Below are 18,623 nucleotides of genomic sequence, written 5' to 3'. Positions count from 1 at the left end.
CGGCCGCTCATCCTTCGAGGCTCTTCGTGCGCTGCTCCGCAGCGCACGCCTCGCACCTCCAGCGACAATGGCTTCGCCATGGCGCGAGGATGACGGAGCAACAAGGAGGCGCGCCGTCTTAGTGTCGCGCGATGGGGCAAAACGGTGAATGCCCTTTGCCGAACTGCGCCGGCTGCGTAAGCTATTGCCCCCACAAATCGCCAACCACGAAGAAACGCCAATGCCTGCCTTTCCCGCCTCGACCACCGTGCTCGACTCCATGCTGTTTCGCGATGCCTTCGGCACGCCTGAGATGCGCGAGGTATTCTCCGACGTCGCGACGGTCGCACGCTATGCCGAGGTCGAGGTGGCGCTGGCGAAGGCGGAGGCGAAGTGCGGTGTGATCCCACACGAGGCGGCGGTAGCGATCGCAGCACGAACCGACGTCGCCGCACTTGATTTCGACCTGCTCAGGCAGGAAACCGATGTCGTCGGCTACCCGATCCTCCCTCTGGTGTACCAGATGGTGAAGCAATGCGGCGAGGCCGGTCGTTACGTGCATTGGGGCGCCACCACGCAGGACATCATGGACACCGCCGTGGTGCTGCAACTGCGCGCCGCGCTCGATATCATCGAACGCGACATCGCCGAGCTGCGCAAGATCCTCGCCGATCTGTCGAAGCGCCATCGCGACACGGCGATGGCGGGCCGCACCCATCTGCAGCAGGCGCTGCCGGTGACGTTCGGCTACAAGACCGCGATCTGGCTCGCGATGTTCGATCGCCACGCCGAGCGGCTGTCGCAGCTGAAGCCGCGCGTGCTGGTCGGCCAGTTCGCCGGCGCTGCAGGCACGCTGGCCTCGCTCGGCGACAAGGGGTTCGAGGTGCAGGAGGCACTCTGCGCTGAACTGAAGCTCGGCGTTCCCGCCTCGACCTGGCACGTCGCGCGCGACGGATTTGCGGAAGGCGTGAATTTTCTCGCCCTCGTCACCGGCTCGCTCGGCAAGATCGCGCTCGACATCATGATCATGGCCTCGACCGAGTTCGCCGAGGTCTACGAGCCCTTCGTCAAGGGCCGCGGGGCCTCCTCGACCATGCCGCAGAAGCGCAACCCGATTTCATCGGAACTGATGCTTGCGGCGTCCAAGGCGGTGCGCCAGCACGCCGGCCTGATGCTCGACGCCATGGTGCAGGATTTCGAGCGTGCCACCGGTCCGTGGCACGCCGAATGGATGGCGATCCCCGAAAGCTTCGTGCTGACCGCCGGCGCGCTGCACCAGGCGAAGTTTGCGCTCGCAGGCCTCATCGTGGACGAGGCGAAGATGAACGACAATCTCGCCATCAGCCGCGGCCTGATTGTGGCCGAAGCGGTCATGATGGGGCTCGCGCCGCAGATCGGCCGGCAGGAGGCGCATGATGTCGTCTATGACGCCTGCCGTCAGGCCAACGAGAAGGGAGTGAGCCTTGCTGATGCTCTGTCCGCAGATTCACGGATATCGAGCCGCATCGATCGCGCCGCGATCGAGGCGCTCACCTCACCGAAAAATTACCTCGGCCTTGCTCCCGCGATGGTCGACCGGGTGCTGAAATCGGCAACGCGTTGAAAACCAATATGCGTGAAACTGCGTATCTTCTCCGTGTCGCAAGGTGCTCGCGTACTTGCACCTCGCGATGCTAGACTTAGATTGAGCGAGAGACTTTCGGCAGAGGGCCCGGCATGACTGATCAACGCAATACTTCCACTCCCATCGATCCCGCGAAGCTCGACCGGCTGGCCGAGGTGGCGGTGAAGGTGGGCCTGGGCTTGCGGCCGGGGCAGGACCTGCTTCTGACGGCGCCCGCGATCGCGCTGCCGCTGGTGCGGCGGATCGCCGTGCATGCCTACAAGGCCGGCGCCGGCCTCGTGACGCCGATCCTGTCGGACGAGGAGATGACGCTGGCGCGCTACCGCCACGGCCACGACAACAGCTTCGATCGTGCCGCCGGCTGGCTCTACGAGGGCATGGCCAAGGCGTTCTCGGACAACACCGCACGGCTCGCCATCGTCGGCGACAACCCGATGCTGCTGTCGGGCGAGGATCCTTCCAAAGTGGCGCGCGCTAGCAAGGCCAATTCGATGGCCTATCAGCCCGCGCTGGAGAAGATCGTCAATTTCGACACCAACTGGAACATCATCGCCTATCCGAGCCCGTCCTGGGCGAAGCTGGTGTTCCCCGATGATCCCGAGGACGTCGCGGTCGGCAAGCTCGCTGATGCGATTTTCGCCGCGTCCCGTGTCGATCGCGAGGACGCGATCGGCAATTGGGCGAGCCACAATGCGGTGCTGCGCGAGCGCACCAACTGGCTCAACGGCCAGCGTTTTCGCGCGCTGCAATACTCCGGTCCCGGCACCGACCTCACCATCGGACTTGCCGACGGCCACGAATGGGAAGGCGGCGCCTCGCTCTCCAAGAACGGCATCAGCTGCAACGCCAATATCCCGACCGAAGAGGTCTTCACCACGCCGCATTGCCGCCGCGTCTACGGCCATGTCGTGAGCTCGAAGCCGCTGTCCTACCAGGGCACGCTGATCGACAACATCGCCGTGCGCTTCGAGGATGGCAAGATCGTCGACGCCAAGGCCTCGCGCGGCGCCGAGGTGTTGAACAAGGTGCTCGACACCGACGAGGGCGCGCGGCGCCTCGGCGAGGTGGCCCTGGTGCCGCATTCCTCGCCGATCTCGCAGAGCGGACTGTTGTTCTACAACACGCTGTTCGACGAGAACGCGGCGTCTCACATCGCGCTCGGCCAGTGCTATTCGAAATGCTTCGTCAACGGCGCCCAGCTCACGCCGCAGCAGATCGCGGCGCAAGGCGGCAACCAGAGCCTGATCCATATCGACTGGATGATCGGCTCGGCCGAGACCGACATCGACGGCATCTTGGCCGACGGCAGCAAGGTGCCCGTGTTCCGCAAGGGTGAATGGGCGAAGTAACGCGCTTCACCTCTTCCGTAGAGGCAGGGCTATCGCATATGGTAGCAGCTTCCCTGCGGCCATCCTTCGAGACGCCCGCTTTGTGCGGGCTCCTCAGGATGAGGACGGAGTGTGCGGCAGTTACTTCAGCGGGCGCCAACGTCGATTAGCCTCATCCTGAGTAGACCGCGGAGCGGTCGGAAGGACGAGGCGTGCGCACAGGCCGTCCAAAGTGCCATATGCGACTTGGCGTCCCGTCGGGGAGAGGTGAACGTGCTCGCGACAGTCTCTCCACCGCCTCACGCGGCCGCGTTGCGCAGCATCGGATTGCTGTCGATGCTGAAGCGGTTGAACAGCGTCGTGAACGGGCTGCCATCGGTGGCCCGCACGATGGCGTCGGAAGCGGCCACCGCCTCGTAAAGCGCGGCAACGGGATCAGCGGCGTCCGGCAGGCCGAGCGCGCCGCGGATTGCTTCGCGCGCCTGATTGATCTCATCCTCGTCGTCGAGCGTCGCCTCCAGCGCATCCGCCGCGCGCCGCATTTCGGCAAGGTCGCCGCCCGCAGAAAATTTGAGGATGTCGAGCCAGTAGCAGGCGACGACGAGCTGGATGAATGCCTCAAAGCTCTCCGCGATCATTCCCGCGCGACCCTGCGATGAGACGTAGAGCACGTTCTGCGACGGCAGCAGAACGAAGGTGCTGCCGGAGCCGTCACTGCCGATATGCCGCGGGCTTTCAATGCCGTCGATGGCGAACCAGGGCTCCTCGTCCGGCGCGAAGGAGACATCGAGGCTGCGAAGCCCGGCGACGACCACGCTGCTGGCTGTCAGAACCTCGGGCGTGAGGGACATCGGTGCGGCTCCTTCCCAATACTTCGCGCACTTTGTCGCACCCGGGGAAAGATCGGTTCATGTGTGCGAATTCGCAGAGAAATCGTGGCGTTAACCGTTTCGGACCTGCAACTAGGGGCTGATTCTCGAACACCGTGTAAGAAAGAATTAAAAGCCCGCTACTAGCGTCCCAACTTCTTTCAAAGCAATCCGGGCCGAGACCCGGCCATTCATATTATATTCTCCTGGGGAAGCAGATGACGCGCGCATTGATTGAAATCGGCAGTTGCAACGTGGACCTCGAGCTGCGGCCGATCGAGCCGTCCTGGATCATCGAGGGCAATCCGGTATCCCGCTCGCGCGTCCTGTCGACCAGCGCCGACGGCACCGCGCAGACGATCATCTGGCACTGCACCGAGGGCCGTTTCAACTGGTACTACGACATCGACGAGACGATCATGATCATGGAAGGATCGATCGTGCTCGAAAGCGACGGCATGCCCCCCAAGCGCTACGGCCCCGGCGACGTCATTTTCTTCCGCGACGGCGCGCATGCCAAATGGCATGTGGAAGGCCACGTCAAGAAGATCGCCTTCTGCCGCAAGACCAATCCGGTGATGATCGGCTTCCTGATCCGCGTCGTCAACAAGCTGAAGAAGATGTTCGCCTTAACCGGCGAGCGCCGTCCGGCCTCGCTGATGGGTGCCGGCTAAGGCGGACAATAAGGTTTCAAGGACGCTTCCCAGCGGCCAAGACGAAGAGGGGTCGGGATCAACATCCCGGCCCCTCTTCTCGTTTCGATCTCGTGGCCTCACCGATGTTCATGGCCTGCGCCGTCGTGCTTTCACCTCCACCATCAGCTGCCAATCCTGCGCTGCTACCGACTTTGCCTCGCCGAGCCAATGAAAGGAATCGTCCGTGATCCCGGTAAAGCTCCAGCGCGTCAGCTCGCCGGATTCGGTCGTGCCTTCCTGCACGATGTCCTCGCCGCGCGGACGGCCGATCTGCTGGCGGAACACGCGGCGGCCAGGATCGAACCAGGAAATCCGCCACGCATCGATGGCCGGATCGTAGACGCGCAGCGTCGTGCCATACCAATTGCCGGCGATCGGAAAGGCCGGGCTGCCGGCCGGCCGGGGAATGATCCAGACGTCCTGCACCGCACGACCTTCCAGCACCCAGCCGAAATGGATCTCGCCCGGCGCGGTGTGGCTCGTTCCGTCCGGTGCATGGGCAGTGATCTCGGCGTCCCAGTCGCCGACGAAACGGCCGTAAAGCCGAAGCGCGGCCTCGTGTTCGGGATGCGGCGCGCTGGCGTGAAGAAGTCTCGCAAAATCGCTCATGTTGCTCTCCTGTTGCGGAGATTTCAGCACGAACGAGCCGCAGGCAACTTGGAGAAAATTGCCATCAGTCGTCAGGTCTTGCGCAGTGACAGATACCTCATGGCTCGATCGGCCTCGGCGTGCGTCCGCCGATCGCTCGAGCGTTCAGCGCGCCAGATGACGATAACGGAGACAATGACGAGACCCGCGCCCACCAGCATCATGCGAGAGAACGGCTCTCCGAGCACGACGGTGCCGAGCAGCACCGCGATCACCGGATTGACGAAGGTATAGGTCGAGACCAAGGAGGTCGACACGTTCTCGAGCAGCCAATTGTAGGCGACGAATCCGATCACGCTGCCGGAGATGATCAGCCAAAGCGTCGCTGCAATCGACGTCATCGAGACCTCGCTCGGTCTGAAGCTCTCAAGCTCGCCCGTTAGCCAGCTGATCGCGAACAACACGGCGCCCCCGATCGATAGCTGCATGCCCGACAGCGAGATCGCGGATGCCTGACGCGACATGCCGCGCGACAACACAGTGCCGATCGACCACGACAGGGCCGCAGCGAGCAGCCAGACGATGGGAAGCATGCTGATGCCGGCCTGCTCTGCATTCTGCCATGCCACAAGCCCGACGCCCACGAAGCCGGGCGCGAGCGCGAGCAGCGCGATCGGCCGTGGGCGCTGATCGCCCGGAAACAGCGTGTCAGCCAGAAGTATCCAGAACGGAATCGTGGCGAGCACAATGGCGGCCACGCCGGAGGGAACCGATTGCTGTGCGAAGGCGAGAACGCCGTGGCAGCCGACGAAGAAGAGCAGCCCGCACAGGCCCGCTTGCAGCCATGTCTGCCCCGGCGCGCTCGCGACGTGCCGGCCGCTGAAGGCGAGCAAGATGATGCCGCCGCAGAACGAGCGAAGTGCCATCAGCAGAAACGGCGGTATCGATTTCAGGCCCAGTGTGATCGCAAAATAGGTGGAACCCCAGAGGAGATAGATGGCCGCAAATGAGCCGATGACCAGGAACTGTCTGCTCATGATTGCTCCGACTGACGTGGGTCTCGGAGCAACCAAGTCGTTGACGGTTGATGCGTTCCGGTTTTGGCGCTCAGACCCCGTCGAGGATGATCACGGTCGGCTTCGGCGGCAGCGCATCCCGCGACATCCGGAACGAGCGCTCCAGGCGCCGGTCGATCTCGAACTGCTGGCCGATCCGGCGCATGAAGTCGTCGAGCGGGGTGGCGAAGCGGTGCATCGGCAGCACCACCGAGGCGCGCAGCCGCTTCGTGATCTCGGAGATGCCGTCCAGCGACATGGTGTAGGTGCCGTCGATCGGCACCATCACGATGTCCAGCCGCCCGATCTGGGCAAAATGGCTATCGTCCAGCTTGTGGTGAAGATGGCCGAGATGGCCGATGCAGAGGCCGGCGGCCTCGAAGATGAAGATGGAATTGCCGTCGCGGATCATGTCGGTGCCGACGTCGTCGCCGAAATAGCGGCGGATGTCGGTGGTGACGTTGCGGATGAAGGTGTCGCTGATGCGCTCCGACACGATCGCCGGCTTGCCGTCCTCGCTCCAGCCATGCAGCACATGGGGAATTCGTTTGTCGGGATATAAAGAATAGTGCGTGCTGTGCGCCCGGTTCATGGTGACGACATCGGGCAGCCGCCCCACCTGATAGGCGCCGCTATAGTCGGTCGCGATGCGCAAGCCGGCGGGCGTGTCGATGAAATAGGTGGAGTGGCCGGCATAGGTGATCTCGACCTCGGCCGCAGCCGCCGCCTGCCTGAAGACGACCGGCATGACCCGCGGCGCCGAATTGGCCATCGCCAGGCATTCGCTGCGCTGTGGCTGCTGGGCAACGGCAGGGGTGACCAGCCAAACGAGGATCGTAAGAGCCGTCAGCAATAGTCGGGTCATCACAAGACTGTCCATGGTACAGCAGGCAGTCCAATCAGTGTATCGCCGAATCCTCGTAACGTCATGCCGTGCTAAGGCGTCCGCGCCAATCCGCCGCCTGCCTTAGCCAGTTTCACGGCCTTTTTGTCGAAAGACACGAAGGTGTCGGCTCCAAGCCAGTTACCTTCGTGGGCAATGACGCCGTCGGCGAAATCGCCACCGGCGTCGAGCAGCGCCAATCCTGCTTCCGCTACCGGGCGATTCACTGCTACATTGGCGGCATTGATCAAGCGTCGAATTGAAATCGTGATGTCGGCAGCAGAAATCTTGTAGCCCCGCGAGAGAACCCAGGTCAGTTCGCATAGCGCGGTGATCGAGATGGCTATCACGTCCGCCTTCTTGAGAATGGCCTGGGCTGCCTTGCTCTGTTCGGCATCATCCTCGACGAGGACCCTCACCAGAATATTGGTGTCGGGCGTGATTTTCATTGCTTGCGGGCCCAGCCGTCAGCGATGACCTCGTTCATCTCCTCGATAGACAGCGACCGCCCATCACTCTTTGTCTTCAGGATGCCGAATGCATCCGAGATCTTTCCTGTGGGCCGGGCTGCCTTCACCTCGACGCGCCCGCCCGGAAGCTTTTCGATCGAGATCTTCTCGCCGGGATGCACGCCTAGGTGCTCCAGCAAATCTTTCCGCAACGTGACTTGTCCCTTAGCGGTGACTGTGAGTTCACCCATGGCTGCCTCGCAAGCTCCTGAGGATGTCCGGAAATGTAAGGTAAATCAGCCTTACTTTCAAGCCGGCCAGGCACGTGCTCTATTCGCGCCTTGGGCTGAACTTCCAAGTCGTCACGACGATGCCGGCTGTAATCAGGCCGCTGAGCACACCGGCGATCGGCAGGGCGAGCAGCAGTGCGGCACTGGCGGCCCAGCCGATCGAGGAGAAAGCTTCGGCAAAGGTCGCAAGCCGCGACGAGGTCTGGCGGCGGCGGAATTGGCTGCGCCGGGCCTGCACCCGGAACCAGAGCTGGATCGCGGTTGCCGAGGCCGCGCTGACGATGATCGCGCCGGCGCTGATTGCCGCCTGGAATGGCGAGGCGAAGGCCAGCGCCGTGACCAGCGGACCGAAGATCGCTGCGATCGCGATCAGCACCACCTCCATCTTGGCGCGGATGACGCTGGATGACATCAGCGGCGCGGTGGCGACGAGATCGGGAGCATCCTCGCCCGAGATCGTCAGCCAGGCGAGCCCGCCGGCAAGCTGTCCCGCCGCCATCACAATGACGGGTGTGATCAGCGTCAGCGCCGCCGAGCTGTCGGCGAAATTTCGCCAGAGCAGAAGCGCCGGCGGCACCAGATAGAGCAGCTGCATCAATGTCTGCGAGATCAGCCAGGGATCGCGCCACAGCAGCATGAACTCCTTGCGCCGCAGCGCCTGCTGGCGCGATCCGTCGCGGAACGGGCGCTCCTTCGCGCGGACGCGGCCGGACGTGCCGTACGCCGCCGCATCGATCGCGGTGTCGGCGAAGCGGTGCGAGAAGATCGCCATCACGCTTCCGAGCAGCACCAGAGCGAGCGCGAGAAGCAGCAGCAGCGCCTCGCTGTCGCCCATGGTCGCCCGCGCCGGCCACCACCAGATGCTGTCGAGATCGGGCGCGTAGGCGGCAAGGCTCCCCGAGGTCAGGATGGTGAAGCGCGACAGCGTGCCGTAGGACATGATCGCGGCGACCTGAAGCGCGATCACGAAGCCCGCGCCGATGATCGCGGCGAGGATCTGGGCCACCAGGCGCGTTCGCGCCGGGCCGATCAGCCGGAACAAGAGGATGGTGACGGCGATGGCGATCGCCGCGGCCGATAGGCCCATCGCAATGACGACGCCGAAGGCGGCAAGCCAGCGCGCGCCGCCGCCCATCACCAGCACGTCGATGAACGGCGTCGAGAACAGCAGCGCGAGCACGGTGACGGTCAGCGCGATCGCGGCGATGCGGACCGAGAACAGATTGGCCAGCGTCGCCGGCGAGGACATGATCAGGTCGAGATCGGCGCGGGCGTAGAACACCCGCGTCACCGATTCGATCGCCTGCGACAGCATCAAGGTCCAGGCGAGAAGGATCGTCGCCGAAATCACGATCAGCGAGGACTTGTCGAGCGGCAGCTGCAGGTCGGCGAAACGGCCGATCACCGCCCAGGCCGGCAGGTGCAGCAGCGCGGCGAAGCAGGAGAGGCCGATCACCGCAGCGCGCGTACGTTTGCGCCGGCCGCCTGTCATCATGGCGAACCATTCGCGCCAGGCGAGCCGCAGCTCGTGGCGGGCAAACCAGGACAGCGCGGTTGCCGAGCTCATGCCGCGGCCTGAAGCGTCACCAGCGCGATGAAGAGATCTTCCAGGCTGGTGTCGGCATGGCCGTTCTGCTGGCGCAGCTCGGTGAGCGTGCCTTCCGCGACCAGGCGGCCGGAGGCGATCACCCCGATGCGGTCGGCCATGCGCTCGGCAACCTCGAGAATATGGGTGGTCATGATGACGGTGCAGCCGGCGCGGACGCGCTCGCTGAGCAGGCCCTTGACGTGGCGGGCGGAGACGGCATCGAGCCCCGTCAGCGGCTCATCGAGGATGATGAGGCGGGGATCGTGCACCAGCGCGCCGGCCAGCGCCACCTTCTGGCGCATGCCCTTGGAAAAGCCCTCGCAGCGCTGATGCCGGTGCGCTTCGAGCCCGAGGGAGCCGAGCAGCTCCTGCGCGACCGGTTCCGAGGCCGACGGAGCGATGCCCCAGAGCCCGGCGACGAATTCGAGATATTCGAGCGGGGTCAGCTTGTCGTAGATCATGGGCTCGTCGGAGACCCACGCCATCACCTGCTTGGCGGCGGTGGGATTCTGCAGCGCATCGATGCCGAAGATCGAGACCGCGCCGGCATCGGGGCGCAGCAGGCCCGCAACCATCCGCAAGCTGGTGGTCTTGCCGGCGCCGTTGGGGCCGACCAGCGCGTAGAATTCGCCGGCGTGAACGGTGAGATCGAGGCTGTCGACCGCCAGACGGTCAAAACGCTTCGTTAACCCCAGGACTTCCAGGGCCGAGTTGTCCGGCTTCATGACGGCCACACCATCCGGTTCTGCATCGCCCGAGACCATGCCCCCAAGATGTTTCGGCACCGTGAATCGCGCTGCCGCAAATTCCGCCAACCGGATTGGACTAAAGGCAAGGCATCCCGACAAGTCACCGTTTGTTGACAGCGCGCGGGCGTTCAGGCTGAATTGATTCCGGACAAATCGCGCTAACGCAGCGAAACGACTGCGTAGCGACTGGACACAAGATGCGGCAAGGCGGCCTCGAAGAACCGCCGGTTGCATCGGGAGGACGCGCGTCAATGCTGGATTTCGTTCAGCAGCTGGTCAGCGGTGTTGCGCTCGGCTGCGTTTACGGCCTGATCGCGCTCGGCTTCGTGCTCGTCTACAAGGCCACCGAGGTCGTCAACTTCGCCCAGGGCGATCTGATGATGCTGGGCGGCTTCTTCGCCTTCACCTTCATCGGCATGATGGGCCTGAACTACTGGATCGGCTTTGCCGGTGCAGTGGCCGCGATGGCGCTGTTCGGCATGCTGGCGGAGCGCGTGGTGGTGCGGCCGATCCTCGGCTACCCGCAGTTCTCGATCATCATGGCGACGATCGGGCTGGGCTATTTCCTGCGCTCGGTCGCCGGCATGATCTGGGGCACCGACGACCTGAAGATCGAGACGCCGTTCAGCCAGGGCGTGTTGCGCATGGGCTCGCTGGTGCTCGCCTATGACAAGCTCTCCGTGATCGCGGCGACGATGATCCTGTGCACGCTGCTCTGGCTGTTCTTCAACAAGACCATGCTCGGCACCGCGATGCGCGCCAGCTCCGAGAACATGCTGGCGGCCTACTATATGGGCATTCCGGTCAAGCGCGTGGTGTCGGTCGTCTGGGCGATCAGCGCGGCGGTCGCGACCTGCGCCGGCGTGCTGCTGGCACCGATCACCTTCATCCACTCCAATGTCGGCCTCGTGCTCGGCCTCAAGGCGTTTCCGGCCGCCGTGCTCGGCGGCTTCGGCTCGATCCCGGGCGCCGTGGTCGGCGGCGTCCTGATCGGCGTGATCGAGAGCATGGCCGGCTTTTACCTGCCCGAAGGCTGGAAGGACGTCGCGCCCTATGTCGTGCTGCTGACCGTGCTGCTCTTGAAGCCCGAAGGGCTGTTCGGCCACCACGTCCGCAAGAAGGTCTGAACGCATGCGCTTCCTGTTCAAGACCGACTACGAGGACGACATCAAGCTGTTCCCGCATTCGGGCTACCTCGTCTCCTACGGCATCCTGCTCGCGCTGCTGCTGATCGCGCCCTACGTGCTCTCAAGCTATCTGATGAGCCAGCTCGTCTTCGTCTGCATCTATGCGATCGTCGGCGTCGCGCTCCTGATCCTGACCGGGTTCACCGGCCAGGCCTCGCTTGGGCACGCCGCGTTCCTCGCGATCGGGGCCTATACCGCGGCCTATCTGCAAAAATACAACGTGCCGTTCCCGGCCTACTTCCTCGCCGCCGGGCTGTTGACCGGCATCATCGGCGCGATGGTCGGCTTTCCCGCCCTGCGTCTCTCCGGCATCTATCTCGTCATCGCCACCATTTCCTTTGCCTTGATCGTCGAGGAGATCCTGGCGCGCTGGGAGAGCGTCACCCACGGCAACGAGGGCATGCGGATCAAGACGCTGTCGCTGCTCGGCGTCACCGTGCCGCGTGACAGTCCGACCTTCTATTACCTCTGTCTTGCCGTGTTGGTGCTGACCATCGTCGGCACGCTCAATCTGCTGCGTTCGCCGACGGGCCGCGCCTTCGTCGCGATCCGCGATTCCGAGACCGCGGCGCGCAGCATGGGCGTCAATGTCGCTCTCTACAAGGTGAAGTCCTTTGCGATCTCGGCCGCCATCACCGGCTTTGCCGGCGTGCTGTTCGCGCACAAGCTCTCCTTCATCTCACCGGAGATGTTCACGCTCCAGCTCTCGATCGAGTTCATCATCGTGATCCTGATCGGCGGCACTTTCAGCCTGCACGGTGCGGTGCTGGGCGCGATCTTCATCGTGATGATCGATCCGTTCCTGACCTATCTCAAGGACGACATGCCCGGCATCATCGCCGGCATCGCCGCGACATTCGGAGCGGGCACGGCAACTGCAGCCGACATTCAGTCCAAGGTCGCGGCCCTCGCCTCGCTCAATGGTTTGAAGGGCGCGATCTACGGCATCATCATCGTGCTGTTCGTGCTGTTCGAGCCGCTCGGGCTCTACGGCCGCTGGCTCAAGATAAAACTCTTCTTCCAGCTGTTCCCGCTCTACAAGCGCGCCACCTTCAAGCGGCAGAAGATCTACGTGAAGTCGGAGCGCAACCGATGAGCTATTTCCGCGCCGAGAACCTGTCGTTGCATTTCGGCGGCCTCAAGGCCGTCGATGCGGTCTCGTTCGCGGTCGAGAAGGGCGAGATCCTCTCGATCATCGGGCCCAACGGCGCCGGCAAGAGCTCGATCTTCAACCTGATCTCGCGGATCTACCGGCCGACCTCGGGCCGCATCTTCTTCGAAGACCAGGACATCACCGAAGAGCAGCCCTACGACATCGCCAAGCTCGGCATTGCCCGCACCTTCCAGAACATCGAGCTGTTCGAGAATGCGACCGTGCTCTCCAATCTGCTGGTCGGCCGCCACCGGCACTCGGCGACGCAGCTCTGGCAGGAGCTCTTGTTCCTGCCGAGCGTGCGCGCCAACGAGAAGGTGCATCGCCGCCGGGTCGAGCAGGTGATCGAGTTTCTCGACCTCGAGCCCTATCGCGACAAGCTGATCTCCGGCCTGCCCTACGGCGTGCGCAAGGTGATCGAGCTGGCGCGTGCGCTGTGCTCGGAGCCGAAGCTGATCTTGCTCGACGAGCCGTCCTCCGGCCTCAATGTCGAGGAGACCGACGACATGTCGTTCTGGATCCGCGACATGAAGAGCGAGCTCGGCGTCACCGTGCTGATGGTCGAGCACGACATGTCGCTGGTCAACCGCGTCTCCGACCGCGTCATTGCGCTGAACTATGGCCGTGTGCTGGCGATGGGCTCGCCCGCCGAGGTGCAGCAGCACCCCGACGTCGTCGCTGCGTATCTGGGAGCCTGACGCATGGATGCCGCCGTGACCCCGGATATCATCCTCAAGCTCTCCAATATCGAGAGCTATTACGGGCCGATCATGGCGATCAGGGGCATCTCGCTGGAGGTGCCGCGCGGCCGCATCGTCACGCTGCTCGGGGCGAACGGGGCCGGCAAGACCACGGTGCTGAAGACCATCTCGGGCATTCTCGATCCGCAGAAGGGGTCGATCGAGTTTCTGGGCAAGCCGATCCAGCGCATGGAGGCCGACCGGATCGTGCGGCTCGGCCTCAGCCACGTGCCGGAGGGGCGCGAGGTGTTCCCGTTCCTCTCCGTGCGCGAGAACCTGATGATGGGCGCCTATCCGCGCAAGGACCGGGACGGCGTCGCGGAGGATCTGGAGCGCGTCTACGGCTATTTCCCGCGCCTGAAGGAGCGGATCAACCAGCCGGCCGGCCAGCTCTCCGGCGGCGAGCAGCAGATGCTGGCGATCGGCCGCGCGCTGATGAACCGGCCGACGCTGCTGCTGCTCGACGAGCCCTCGCTCGGCCTGTCGCCGCTGCTGGTGAAGGAGATCTTCACCATCATCCGGCGGGTCAACGAGGAGCAGGGCATGTCGATCCTCTTGGTCGAGCAGAACGCCAAGGTAGCCCTGGAAACCGCGCATTACGGCTATGTGCTGGAGATCGGCCGTATCGTGATGAACGACAGCTGCGACCGCTTGATGCATTCCCAGGACATCCAGGAATTTTATCTTGGCGCCAAGGAAGCGGGCGCTAGAGGCGAACGGCGCTGGAAAAAGAAGAAAACGTGGCGTTAGATAGGTAATCCCTCCAGCCATAGACCGCCGGCAAGGCAGGCGGCGGAGGGGAAGGCGACAAGGAGGAGAGGTGCATGGCCCGACCGGCGGTGCTGACGGTCGCTGATACGATCGCGAAGAGCTTTCTGCGCGCCGCGGAGACGCGGGGCGACAGGCCGGCGATCCGCGAGAAGAAGTTCGGCATCTGGCAGCCGACCAGCTGGCGCCAATGGCTGGAGATCTCGAAGGAGATCGCCTACGCGCTTCACGCCATCGGCTTCGTGCCCGGCGACGTCGCCTCCATCATCGCCAACGCCGTTCCGGAATGGGTCCACGCCGACATGGGCATATTGTGCGCCGGCGGCGTCTCCTCCGGAATCTATCCGACCGATTCCTCGTCCCAGGTCGAGTATCTCGTCAACGACTCCCGCACGAAGGTGATCTTTGCCGAGGACGAGGAGCAGCTCGACAAAATCCTCACCTGCCGCGCGCGCTGCCCGTCCCTGCAGAAGGTCATCGTGTTCGACATGGAGGGCCTCAGCGGCTTCTCCGACGACATGGTGATGTCGCTCGACGAGTTTCGCGCGCTCGGCCGCAACCACATGGTCGGCCGCGAAGCGCTGTGGCAGGAGATGATCGACAGCCGCAGCGCCGGCGATCTCGCGATCCTCGTCTATACGTCCGGCACGACCGGTCCGCCCAAGGGCGCGATGCACGCCAACCGCAGCGTCACCCACCAGATGCGGCACGCCAACGACTTCATCCCGGCGCGCGAGGACGAGGACCGGCTGGTCTTCCTGCCGCTCTGCCACGTCGCGGAGCGCATCGGCGGCTATTACATCTCGGTCGCGCTTGGCTCGGTGATGAATTTTGCCGAGAGCCCGGAAACCGTGCCGGACAATTTGCGCGAAGTGCAGCCGACCGCCTTTCTGGCGGTGCCGCGCGTCTGGGAAAAGTTCTATTCCGCCATCACCATCGCGCTGAAGGATGCGACGCCGCTCCAGCAATGGGTCTATCGCCGCGCCATCGGCATCGGCTACCGCATGGTCGAATGCCGGCTCGAGGGCAGGGCGCCGCCGCTGTCGTTGCGCCTCGCCAACCGCATCGCCTACCAGGTCGCGTTCCGCAACATTCGTCGCATGATCGGGCTCGATCGCTGCCGCATCGCGTTCACTGGCGCAGCTCCGATCGCACCGGAGCTGATCCGCTGGTATCTGGCGCTCGGCATCGACATGCACGAGGTCTACGGCCAGACCGAGAATTGCGGGGTCGCCACCATGATGCCGGCGGACAGGATCAAGCTCGGCTCGGTGGGCACCGCGGTGCCCTGGGGCGAGGTCGCGCTGTCGCCCGACGGCGAGATCCTGATCAAGGGCGACTTCCTGTTCATGGGCTACCTGAACCAGCCGGAGAAGACCGCGGAAACGATCGATTCCCGCGGCTGGCTGCACACCGGCGATGTCGGCACCATCGACAATGAAGGCTTCGTCCGCATCACCGACCGGATGAAGGACATCATCATCACCTCCGGCGGCAAGAACATCACGCCGTCCGAGATCGAGAACCAGCTCAAATTCTCGCCCTACATCTCGGACGCGGTCGTGATCGGCGACAAGCGGCCCTATCTCACCTGCCTCGTGATGATCGACCAGGAGAACGTCGAGAAGTTCGCCCAGGATCACGACATCCCCTTCACCAATTATGCGAGCCTGTGCCGGGCGAGGGAGATTCAGGACCTGATCGGGCGCGAGATCGAACAGGTCAACGGCAATTTTGCCCGCGTCGAGACCATCAAGAGGTTCTATCTGATCGAGCGCCAGCTCACCCCGGAGGACGAGGAGCTGACGCCGACCATGAAGCTGAAGCGCGGCTTCGTGAACAAGCGCTACGCGGCCGAGATCGAAGCGATGTATCGCGAGCGTGCGGTGGCGTGACGAGCCTGCCGATTCGAGAAAGCGAAGGAGCTGTGGCCCTCGCCCCTTCGTGCCATACGGGCCTTTAGGAGAGGAGACGTCAATGTCGAGATCGTTCAGCGCATTCGGCCTTGCTGTGGGTGCCGTGGCGCTCGCCTGTCTGCCGGCCGCAGCGCAAACCAAGGTCACCAACGAGGGCATCTCGGCGACCGAGATCGTCATCGGCACGCACCAGGATCTGTCGGGTCCGATCAAGGGTTGGGGCGTGCCGGTCTCCAACGGCATGAAGATGGCAGTCGAGGAGGTCAACGCCGCCGGCGGTATCAACGGCCGCAAGATCCGGCTGGTGGTCGAGGACAGCGGCTACGATCCGAAGAAGGCCGTGCTGGCTTCGCAGAAGCTGATCGAGCGCGACAAGATCTTCGCGATGGTGGGGCCGATGGGATCGCCCACCGTGCTCGCCGCGCAGGATATCCTGCTCGATGCCGGCGTGCTGCAGCTCTTCCCGCTGACGGCGGCCGAGTTCACCTTCAAGTTCGATCCGGCCAAGCCGCAGGAGCGGCTGAAGTTCAACAACCTCCTGCCTTACGTCGAGAGCACGCGGGCGGCGCTGAAATACATGATGGAGTGGAAGAACTTCAAGAAGCCCTGCATCATGCACCAGGACGACGAGTACGGAAAGAACGTGCTCGACGGCTTCAATCAGCAACTCACCGTCATGAAGGTGCAGCCGGCCTCGATCACGAGCTACAAGCGCGGCGCCTCCGATTTCAGCGCGCAGGTCGCCAAGATGAAGTCCGACGGCTGCGACCTCGTCGTGCTCGGTGCGGTCCTGCGTGAGCCCATCGGCGCCATGACCGAGGCCAAGAAGCTCGGCTGGGACGTCACCTTCCTCGGCGCGACGCCCGTCAACGTGATGGAAGTGCCCATGCTCGGCAAGGAGGCCGTAGAGGGACTCTATGCCGCAAGCGGCTTCGAGATTCCGTACGAGGACACCGCCAAGGGCAAGGTCAAGGACTGGCTGGTCAACTACAAAAAGATGTTTGGCACCGACGCCAACACCCAGGCGATCATCGGCTACAACGCGGTGATGACGTTTGCGTTCTACGCGAACAAGGCCGGCAAGGATCTCACCGGGCAGAAGATGCTCGATGCGCTCGAGTCGGGCGAAAAGTTCCTCGACATCTTCAACTCGCCGCCGACCAAGTTCTCCAAGACCGACCACCTCGCCAACACCATCACCCAGGTGCAGCAGGTCAAGGGCGGCCGCTGGGTGCTGGTGAAGGATAATCTGATGTTTTGATGAAGGGCGGCTCTCGCGGCGTGAACGGTGCACCCTCTCCCCTTGCGGGAGAGGGTGGCTTCGCGAAAGCGAAGCCGGGTGAGGGGTCTCTATCCTCACGAACGGTCTTGCCTGTGGAGAGAACCTCTCATCCGGCGCCATAGCCGAAGCTTTGCTTCGGCGTTCTTAAGAACGGCGGCCGAAGGCCGCCTATTGTCCAGCGGATGGATGGGTAACAAAACAGACCGGATGGATGGGTAACAGTCGTTCATGGTTCGGTCCGCTGCGGCGCTGCGCTAGCGCAGCGCCGCAGCGTTGATGTTTTTTGGTCGATGATGCCGATCGGCACGTTGAAGAAACGTACTTGCCATTGCCCGTCAGCGGCTTCCTCCACGGCAACGGTTTCCCCAGCGAGAGCGCTGCAGAGATGGATGAGATCGCCGCGCCATTTGATCTCGCCATTGGAGCGAACCTGGCGCACCGCCGCTTCGACCGGATAATCCGGCTCCGGAAGCCGACTTGGCATCGCACGAGGAGAAGCGTGGTAGGCGCTGGCAGGTGGACGCTGCCCAAGTGCCTCGTGCGGCCGTTCTTCGTTGTAGTCGCGCACAAATGCTGCGAACCGGCGGGCTTGCGCGGTCTTGGTCGGCGGCGGTGGCCGCATGGCTTCCAGAAGCGTGAGGTGAAAACGCTCGTGTCGGCCGTTCTGCTGCGGATGGCCAGGATCAATTCGTTCATGACTGATGCCAAGCTTGATCCACCATACCGACAGCGCCGTCAGACCGGTGGTTCCGGTTGAGGCGAACGGCGAGCCGTTGTCGGAACGGATGATCTGCGGCAAGCCGTGCTCGCGAAACGCCCGCTCCAGCAGCGGTTGGCACTCGGCATATTGCGTGCTGCCCGTCGCCGCCAGGCTAATCAAATAGCGGCTGAAGCCATCGGTCACCGTGAAGGGCTCAACGCGAGATCCGTCGCCCAGCCGGATCCAGCCCTTGTGATCGAGAGCCCATACATGGTTGGCATGCTGCGGCACCGTCAGTTGTCCCATACGCGGCGGCGCTCGTCGCCGGACCCGACGGCTGCTGACCAGTCCCGCCCGCTTGAGAATCTCGCCCGCCGTCGAGGCCGACGGCCAATCGACATCCCCTTGGCGAGCCTCAAGCTTGCTGACGATCTTGCGCGGTCCCCAGCTCGGCCGCTCGAGCCGCAGCCCAACGATCGCATCCACAATGTGCTGCGGCGTCGCTCGCCCATGCACCCGCGCGGCGTGGGAGCGATCGGCAAGTCCTCCAGGTCCCTCCAACCGGTAACGATCCAGCCATTTGTAACCGGTCTTGCGGCTGATCTCGTATCGCTCGCAAAGCTCCGTCATCGTCCACAAGCCGGTTCGCTGTTCCGATATGAAGCTAATCCGCTGGTCCATTGCACAGCTCTCTCGCCAAGGCATCGGCTGATCCTCCAGCCGATAGAGAACTGTTACCCATCCATCCGGTCTACTGTGTTACCCATCTATCCGGTCTGG

The 18,623-nt window shown here is 63.7% G+C and carries 18 protein-coding genes; 9 read left to right on the top strand and 9 right to left on the bottom strand.

Features of this window, described 5'->3' with window-relative positions; all coding sequences use genetic code 11:
• Positions 1-220: 220 nt before the first annotated feature.
• Together pcaB and ACVIIV_RS04030 are read left to right on the top strand one after the other, a co-directional pair.
• Positions 221-1,582 (top strand): 3-carboxy-cis,cis-muconate cycloisomerase, encoded by a 1,362-nt coding sequence (pcaB, locus tag ACVIIV_RS04035; protein WP_456743021.1) that lies wholly within the window; start codon positions 221-223, stop codon positions 1,580-1,582.
• Positions 1,583-1,695: 113 nt separating this feature from the next.
• Positions 1,696-2,952 (top strand): aminopeptidase, encoded by a 1,257-nt coding sequence (locus ACVIIV_RS04030; RefSeq protein WP_456743020.1) that lies wholly within the window; start codon positions 1,696-1,698, stop codon positions 2,950-2,952.
• Between the two features lie 278 nt (positions 2,953-3,230).
• Here the strand turns inward: ACVIIV_RS04030 and ACVIIV_RS04025 are convergent, their stop codons facing one another.
• Entirely contained in the window at positions 3,231-3,782 is a 552-nt protein-coding gene (locus ACVIIV_RS04025; protein ID WP_456743019.1) for a hypothetical protein, read from the bottom strand.
• Between the two features lie 236 nt (positions 3,783-4,018).
• Here ACVIIV_RS04025 and ACVIIV_RS04020 point away from each other — a divergent pair, with 236 nt between their 5' ends.
• Positions 4,019-4,474, top strand: a complete 456-nt coding sequence (locus ACVIIV_RS04020) for a cupin domain-containing protein (protein ID WP_456743018.1) — start codon at positions 4,019-4,021, stop codon at positions 4,472-4,474.
• Positions 4,475-4,582: 108 nt separating this feature from the next.
• Here the strand turns inward: ACVIIV_RS04020 and ACVIIV_RS04015 are convergent, their stop codons facing one another.
• The 7 genes from ACVIIV_RS04015 to ACVIIV_RS03985 form a co-directional block, all read right to left on the bottom strand.
• Entirely contained in the window at positions 4,583-5,104 is a 522-nt protein-coding gene (locus tag ACVIIV_RS04015) for a hypothetical protein (protein WP_456743017.1), read from the bottom strand.
• Positions 5,105-5,175: 71 nt separating this feature from the next.
• Positions 5,176-6,120 (bottom strand): EamA family transporter, encoded by a 945-nt coding sequence (locus tag ACVIIV_RS04010; protein ID WP_456743016.1) that lies wholly within the window; start codon positions 6,118-6,120, stop codon positions 5,176-5,178.
• 70 nt (positions 6,121-6,190) lie between these two features.
• Positions 6,191-7,003 (bottom strand): MBL fold metallo-hydrolase, encoded by an 813-nt coding sequence (locus ACVIIV_RS04005; RefSeq protein WP_456743015.1) that lies wholly within the window; start codon positions 7,001-7,003, stop codon positions 6,191-6,193.
• A gap of 71 nt (positions 7,004-7,074) precedes the next feature.
• Positions 7,075-7,470 (bottom strand): type II toxin-antitoxin system VapC family toxin, encoded by a 396-nt coding sequence (locus tag ACVIIV_RS04000; RefSeq protein WP_456743014.1) that lies wholly within the window; start codon positions 7,468-7,470, stop codon positions 7,075-7,077.
• A complete protein-coding gene (locus ACVIIV_RS03995) occupies positions 7,467-7,721 on the bottom strand; it encodes an AbrB/MazE/SpoVT family DNA-binding domain-containing protein (protein ID WP_456743013.1) in 255 nt (84 codons plus the stop codon). The genes ACVIIV_RS04000 and ACVIIV_RS03995 overlap by 4 nt, the downstream gene beginning before the upstream one ends.
• A gap of 79 nt (positions 7,722-7,800) precedes the next feature.
• Positions 7,801-9,327, bottom strand: coding sequence for a permease (locus ACVIIV_RS03990; RefSeq protein ID WP_456743012.1), 1,527 nt, complete (start codon positions 9,325-9,327; stop codon positions 7,801-7,803).
• A complete protein-coding gene (locus ACVIIV_RS03985; protein WP_456748661.1) occupies positions 9,324-10,073 on the bottom strand; it encodes an ABC transporter ATP-binding protein in 750 nt (249 codons plus the stop codon). Before ACVIIV_RS03985 ends, ACVIIV_RS03990 begins: the two co-directional genes overlap by 4 nt.
• Before the next feature lie 275 nt (positions 10,074-10,348).
• Between ACVIIV_RS03985 and ACVIIV_RS03980 the strand changes: the two genes are divergently transcribed.
• The 6 genes from ACVIIV_RS03980 (at position 10,349) to ACVIIV_RS03955 (ending at position 17,122) form a co-directional block, all read left to right on the top strand.
• Positions 10,349-11,224: a branched-chain amino acid ABC transporter permease gene (locus ACVIIV_RS03980; protein WP_456743011.1), complete on the top strand. Its 876-nt coding sequence runs from the start codon at positions 10,349-10,351 to the stop codon at positions 11,222-11,224.
• A 4-nt stretch (positions 11,225-11,228) separates the two neighbouring features.
• Complete coding sequence (locus tag ACVIIV_RS03975) at positions 11,229-12,380, top strand: branched-chain amino acid ABC transporter permease (protein WP_456743010.1); 1,152 nt, start codon at positions 11,229-11,231, stop codon at positions 12,378-12,380.
• Positions 12,377-13,135, top strand: coding sequence for an ABC transporter ATP-binding protein (locus tag ACVIIV_RS03970; protein ID WP_456743009.1), 759 nt, complete (start codon positions 12,377-12,379; stop codon positions 13,133-13,135). Before ACVIIV_RS03975 ends, ACVIIV_RS03970 begins: the two co-directional genes overlap by 4 nt.
• 3 nt (positions 13,136-13,138) lie before the next feature.
• Positions 13,139-13,927 (top strand): ABC transporter ATP-binding protein, encoded by a 789-nt coding sequence (locus tag ACVIIV_RS03965; RefSeq protein WP_126259596.1) that lies wholly within the window; start codon positions 13,139-13,141, stop codon positions 13,925-13,927.
• A 74-nt stretch (positions 13,928-14,001) separates the two neighbouring features.
• The gene (locus ACVIIV_RS03960; RefSeq protein WP_456743008.1) at positions 14,002-15,840 is read left to right on the top strand and encodes an AMP-dependent synthetase/ligase; all 1,839 of its coding nucleotides are present in this window, start codon (positions 14,002-14,004) and stop codon (positions 15,838-15,840) included.
• An 82-nt stretch (positions 15,841-15,922) separates the two neighbouring features.
• Entirely contained in the window at positions 15,923-17,122 is a 1,200-nt protein-coding gene (locus ACVIIV_RS03955) for an ABC transporter substrate-binding protein (RefSeq protein WP_456743007.1), read from the top strand.
• Between the two features lie 247 nt (positions 17,123-17,369).
• On the opposite strand, the gene ACVIIV_RS03950 is transcribed toward ACVIIV_RS03955, so the two are convergent.
• A complete protein-coding gene (locus ACVIIV_RS03950; RefSeq protein ID WP_456743006.1) occupies positions 17,370-18,524 on the bottom strand; it encodes an IS481 family transposase in 1,155 nt (384 codons plus the stop codon).
• Between the last annotated feature and the right edge of the window lie 99 nt (positions 18,525-18,623).

It is taken from the genome of Bradyrhizobium sp. USDA 4354, assembly GCF_054060315.1.
The sequence above is the reverse complement of the archived record's forward strand: the minus strand, read 5'-3'. Positions and strand labels throughout refer to the sequence as shown.

Coding starts and splice junctions, on each gene's coding strand:
- ACVIIV_RS03975 (WP_456743010.1), top strand. CDS start 11,229: ATGCGCTTCCTGTTCAAGACCGACTACGAGGACGACATCAAGCTGTTC.
- ACVIIV_RS04025 (WP_456743019.1), bottom strand. CDS start 3,782: ATGTCCCTCACGCCCGAGGTTCTGACAGCCAGCAGCGTGGTCGTCGCC.
- ACVIIV_RS03985 (WP_456748661.1), bottom strand. CDS start 10,073: ATGAAGCCGGACAACTCGGCCCTGGAAGTCCTGGGGTTAACGAAGCGT.
- ACVIIV_RS03960 (WP_456743008.1), top strand. CDS start 14,002: ATGGCCCGACCGGCGGTGCTGACGGTCGCTGATACGATCGCGAAGAGC.
- ACVIIV_RS03970 (WP_456743009.1), top strand. CDS start 12,377: ATGAGCTATTTCCGCGCCGAGAACCTGTCGTTGCATTTCGGCGGCCTC.
- ACVIIV_RS03980 (WP_456743011.1), top strand. CDS start 10,349: ATGCTGGATTTCGTTCAGCAGCTGGTCAGCGGTGTTGCGCTCGGCTGC.
- ACVIIV_RS03995 (WP_456743013.1), bottom strand. CDS start 7,721: ATGGGTGAACTCACAGTCACCGCTAAGGGACAAGTCACGTTGCGGAAA.
- ACVIIV_RS04010 (WP_456743016.1), bottom strand. CDS start 6,120: ATGAGCAGACAGTTCCTGGTCATCGGCTCATTTGCGGCCATCTATCTC.
- ACVIIV_RS03990 (WP_456743012.1), bottom strand. CDS start 9,327: ATGAGCTCGGCAACCGCGCTGTCCTGGTTTGCCCGCCACGAGCTGCGG.
- ACVIIV_RS04005 (WP_456743015.1), bottom strand. CDS start 7,003: ATGACCCGACTATTGCTGACGGCTCTTACGATCCTCGTTTGGCTGGTC.
- pcaB (WP_456743021.1), top strand. CDS start 221: ATGCCTGCCTTTCCCGCCTCGACCACCGTGCTCGACTCCATGCTGTTT.
- ACVIIV_RS04015 (WP_456743017.1), bottom strand. CDS start 5,104: ATGAGCGATTTTGCGAGACTTCTTCACGCCAGCGCGCCGCATCCCGAA.
- ACVIIV_RS03955 (WP_456743007.1), top strand. CDS start 15,923: ATGTCGAGATCGTTCAGCGCATTCGGCCTTGCTGTGGGTGCCGTGGCG.
- ACVIIV_RS04000 (WP_456743014.1), bottom strand. CDS start 7,470: ATGAAAATCACGCCCGACACCAATATTCTGGTGAGGGTCCTCGTCGAG.
- ACVIIV_RS04020 (WP_456743018.1), top strand. CDS start 4,019: ATGACGCGCGCATTGATTGAAATCGGCAGTTGCAACGTGGACCTCGAG.
- ACVIIV_RS03965 (WP_126259596.1), top strand. CDS start 13,139: ATGGATGCCGCCGTGACCCCGGATATCATCCTCAAGCTCTCCAATATC.
- ACVIIV_RS03950 (WP_456743006.1), bottom strand. CDS start 18,524: ATGGACCAGCGGATTAGCTTCATATCGGAACAGCGAACCGGCTTGTGG.
- ACVIIV_RS04030 (WP_456743020.1), top strand. CDS start 1,696: ATGACTGATCAACGCAATACTTCCACTCCCATCGATCCCGCGAAGCTC.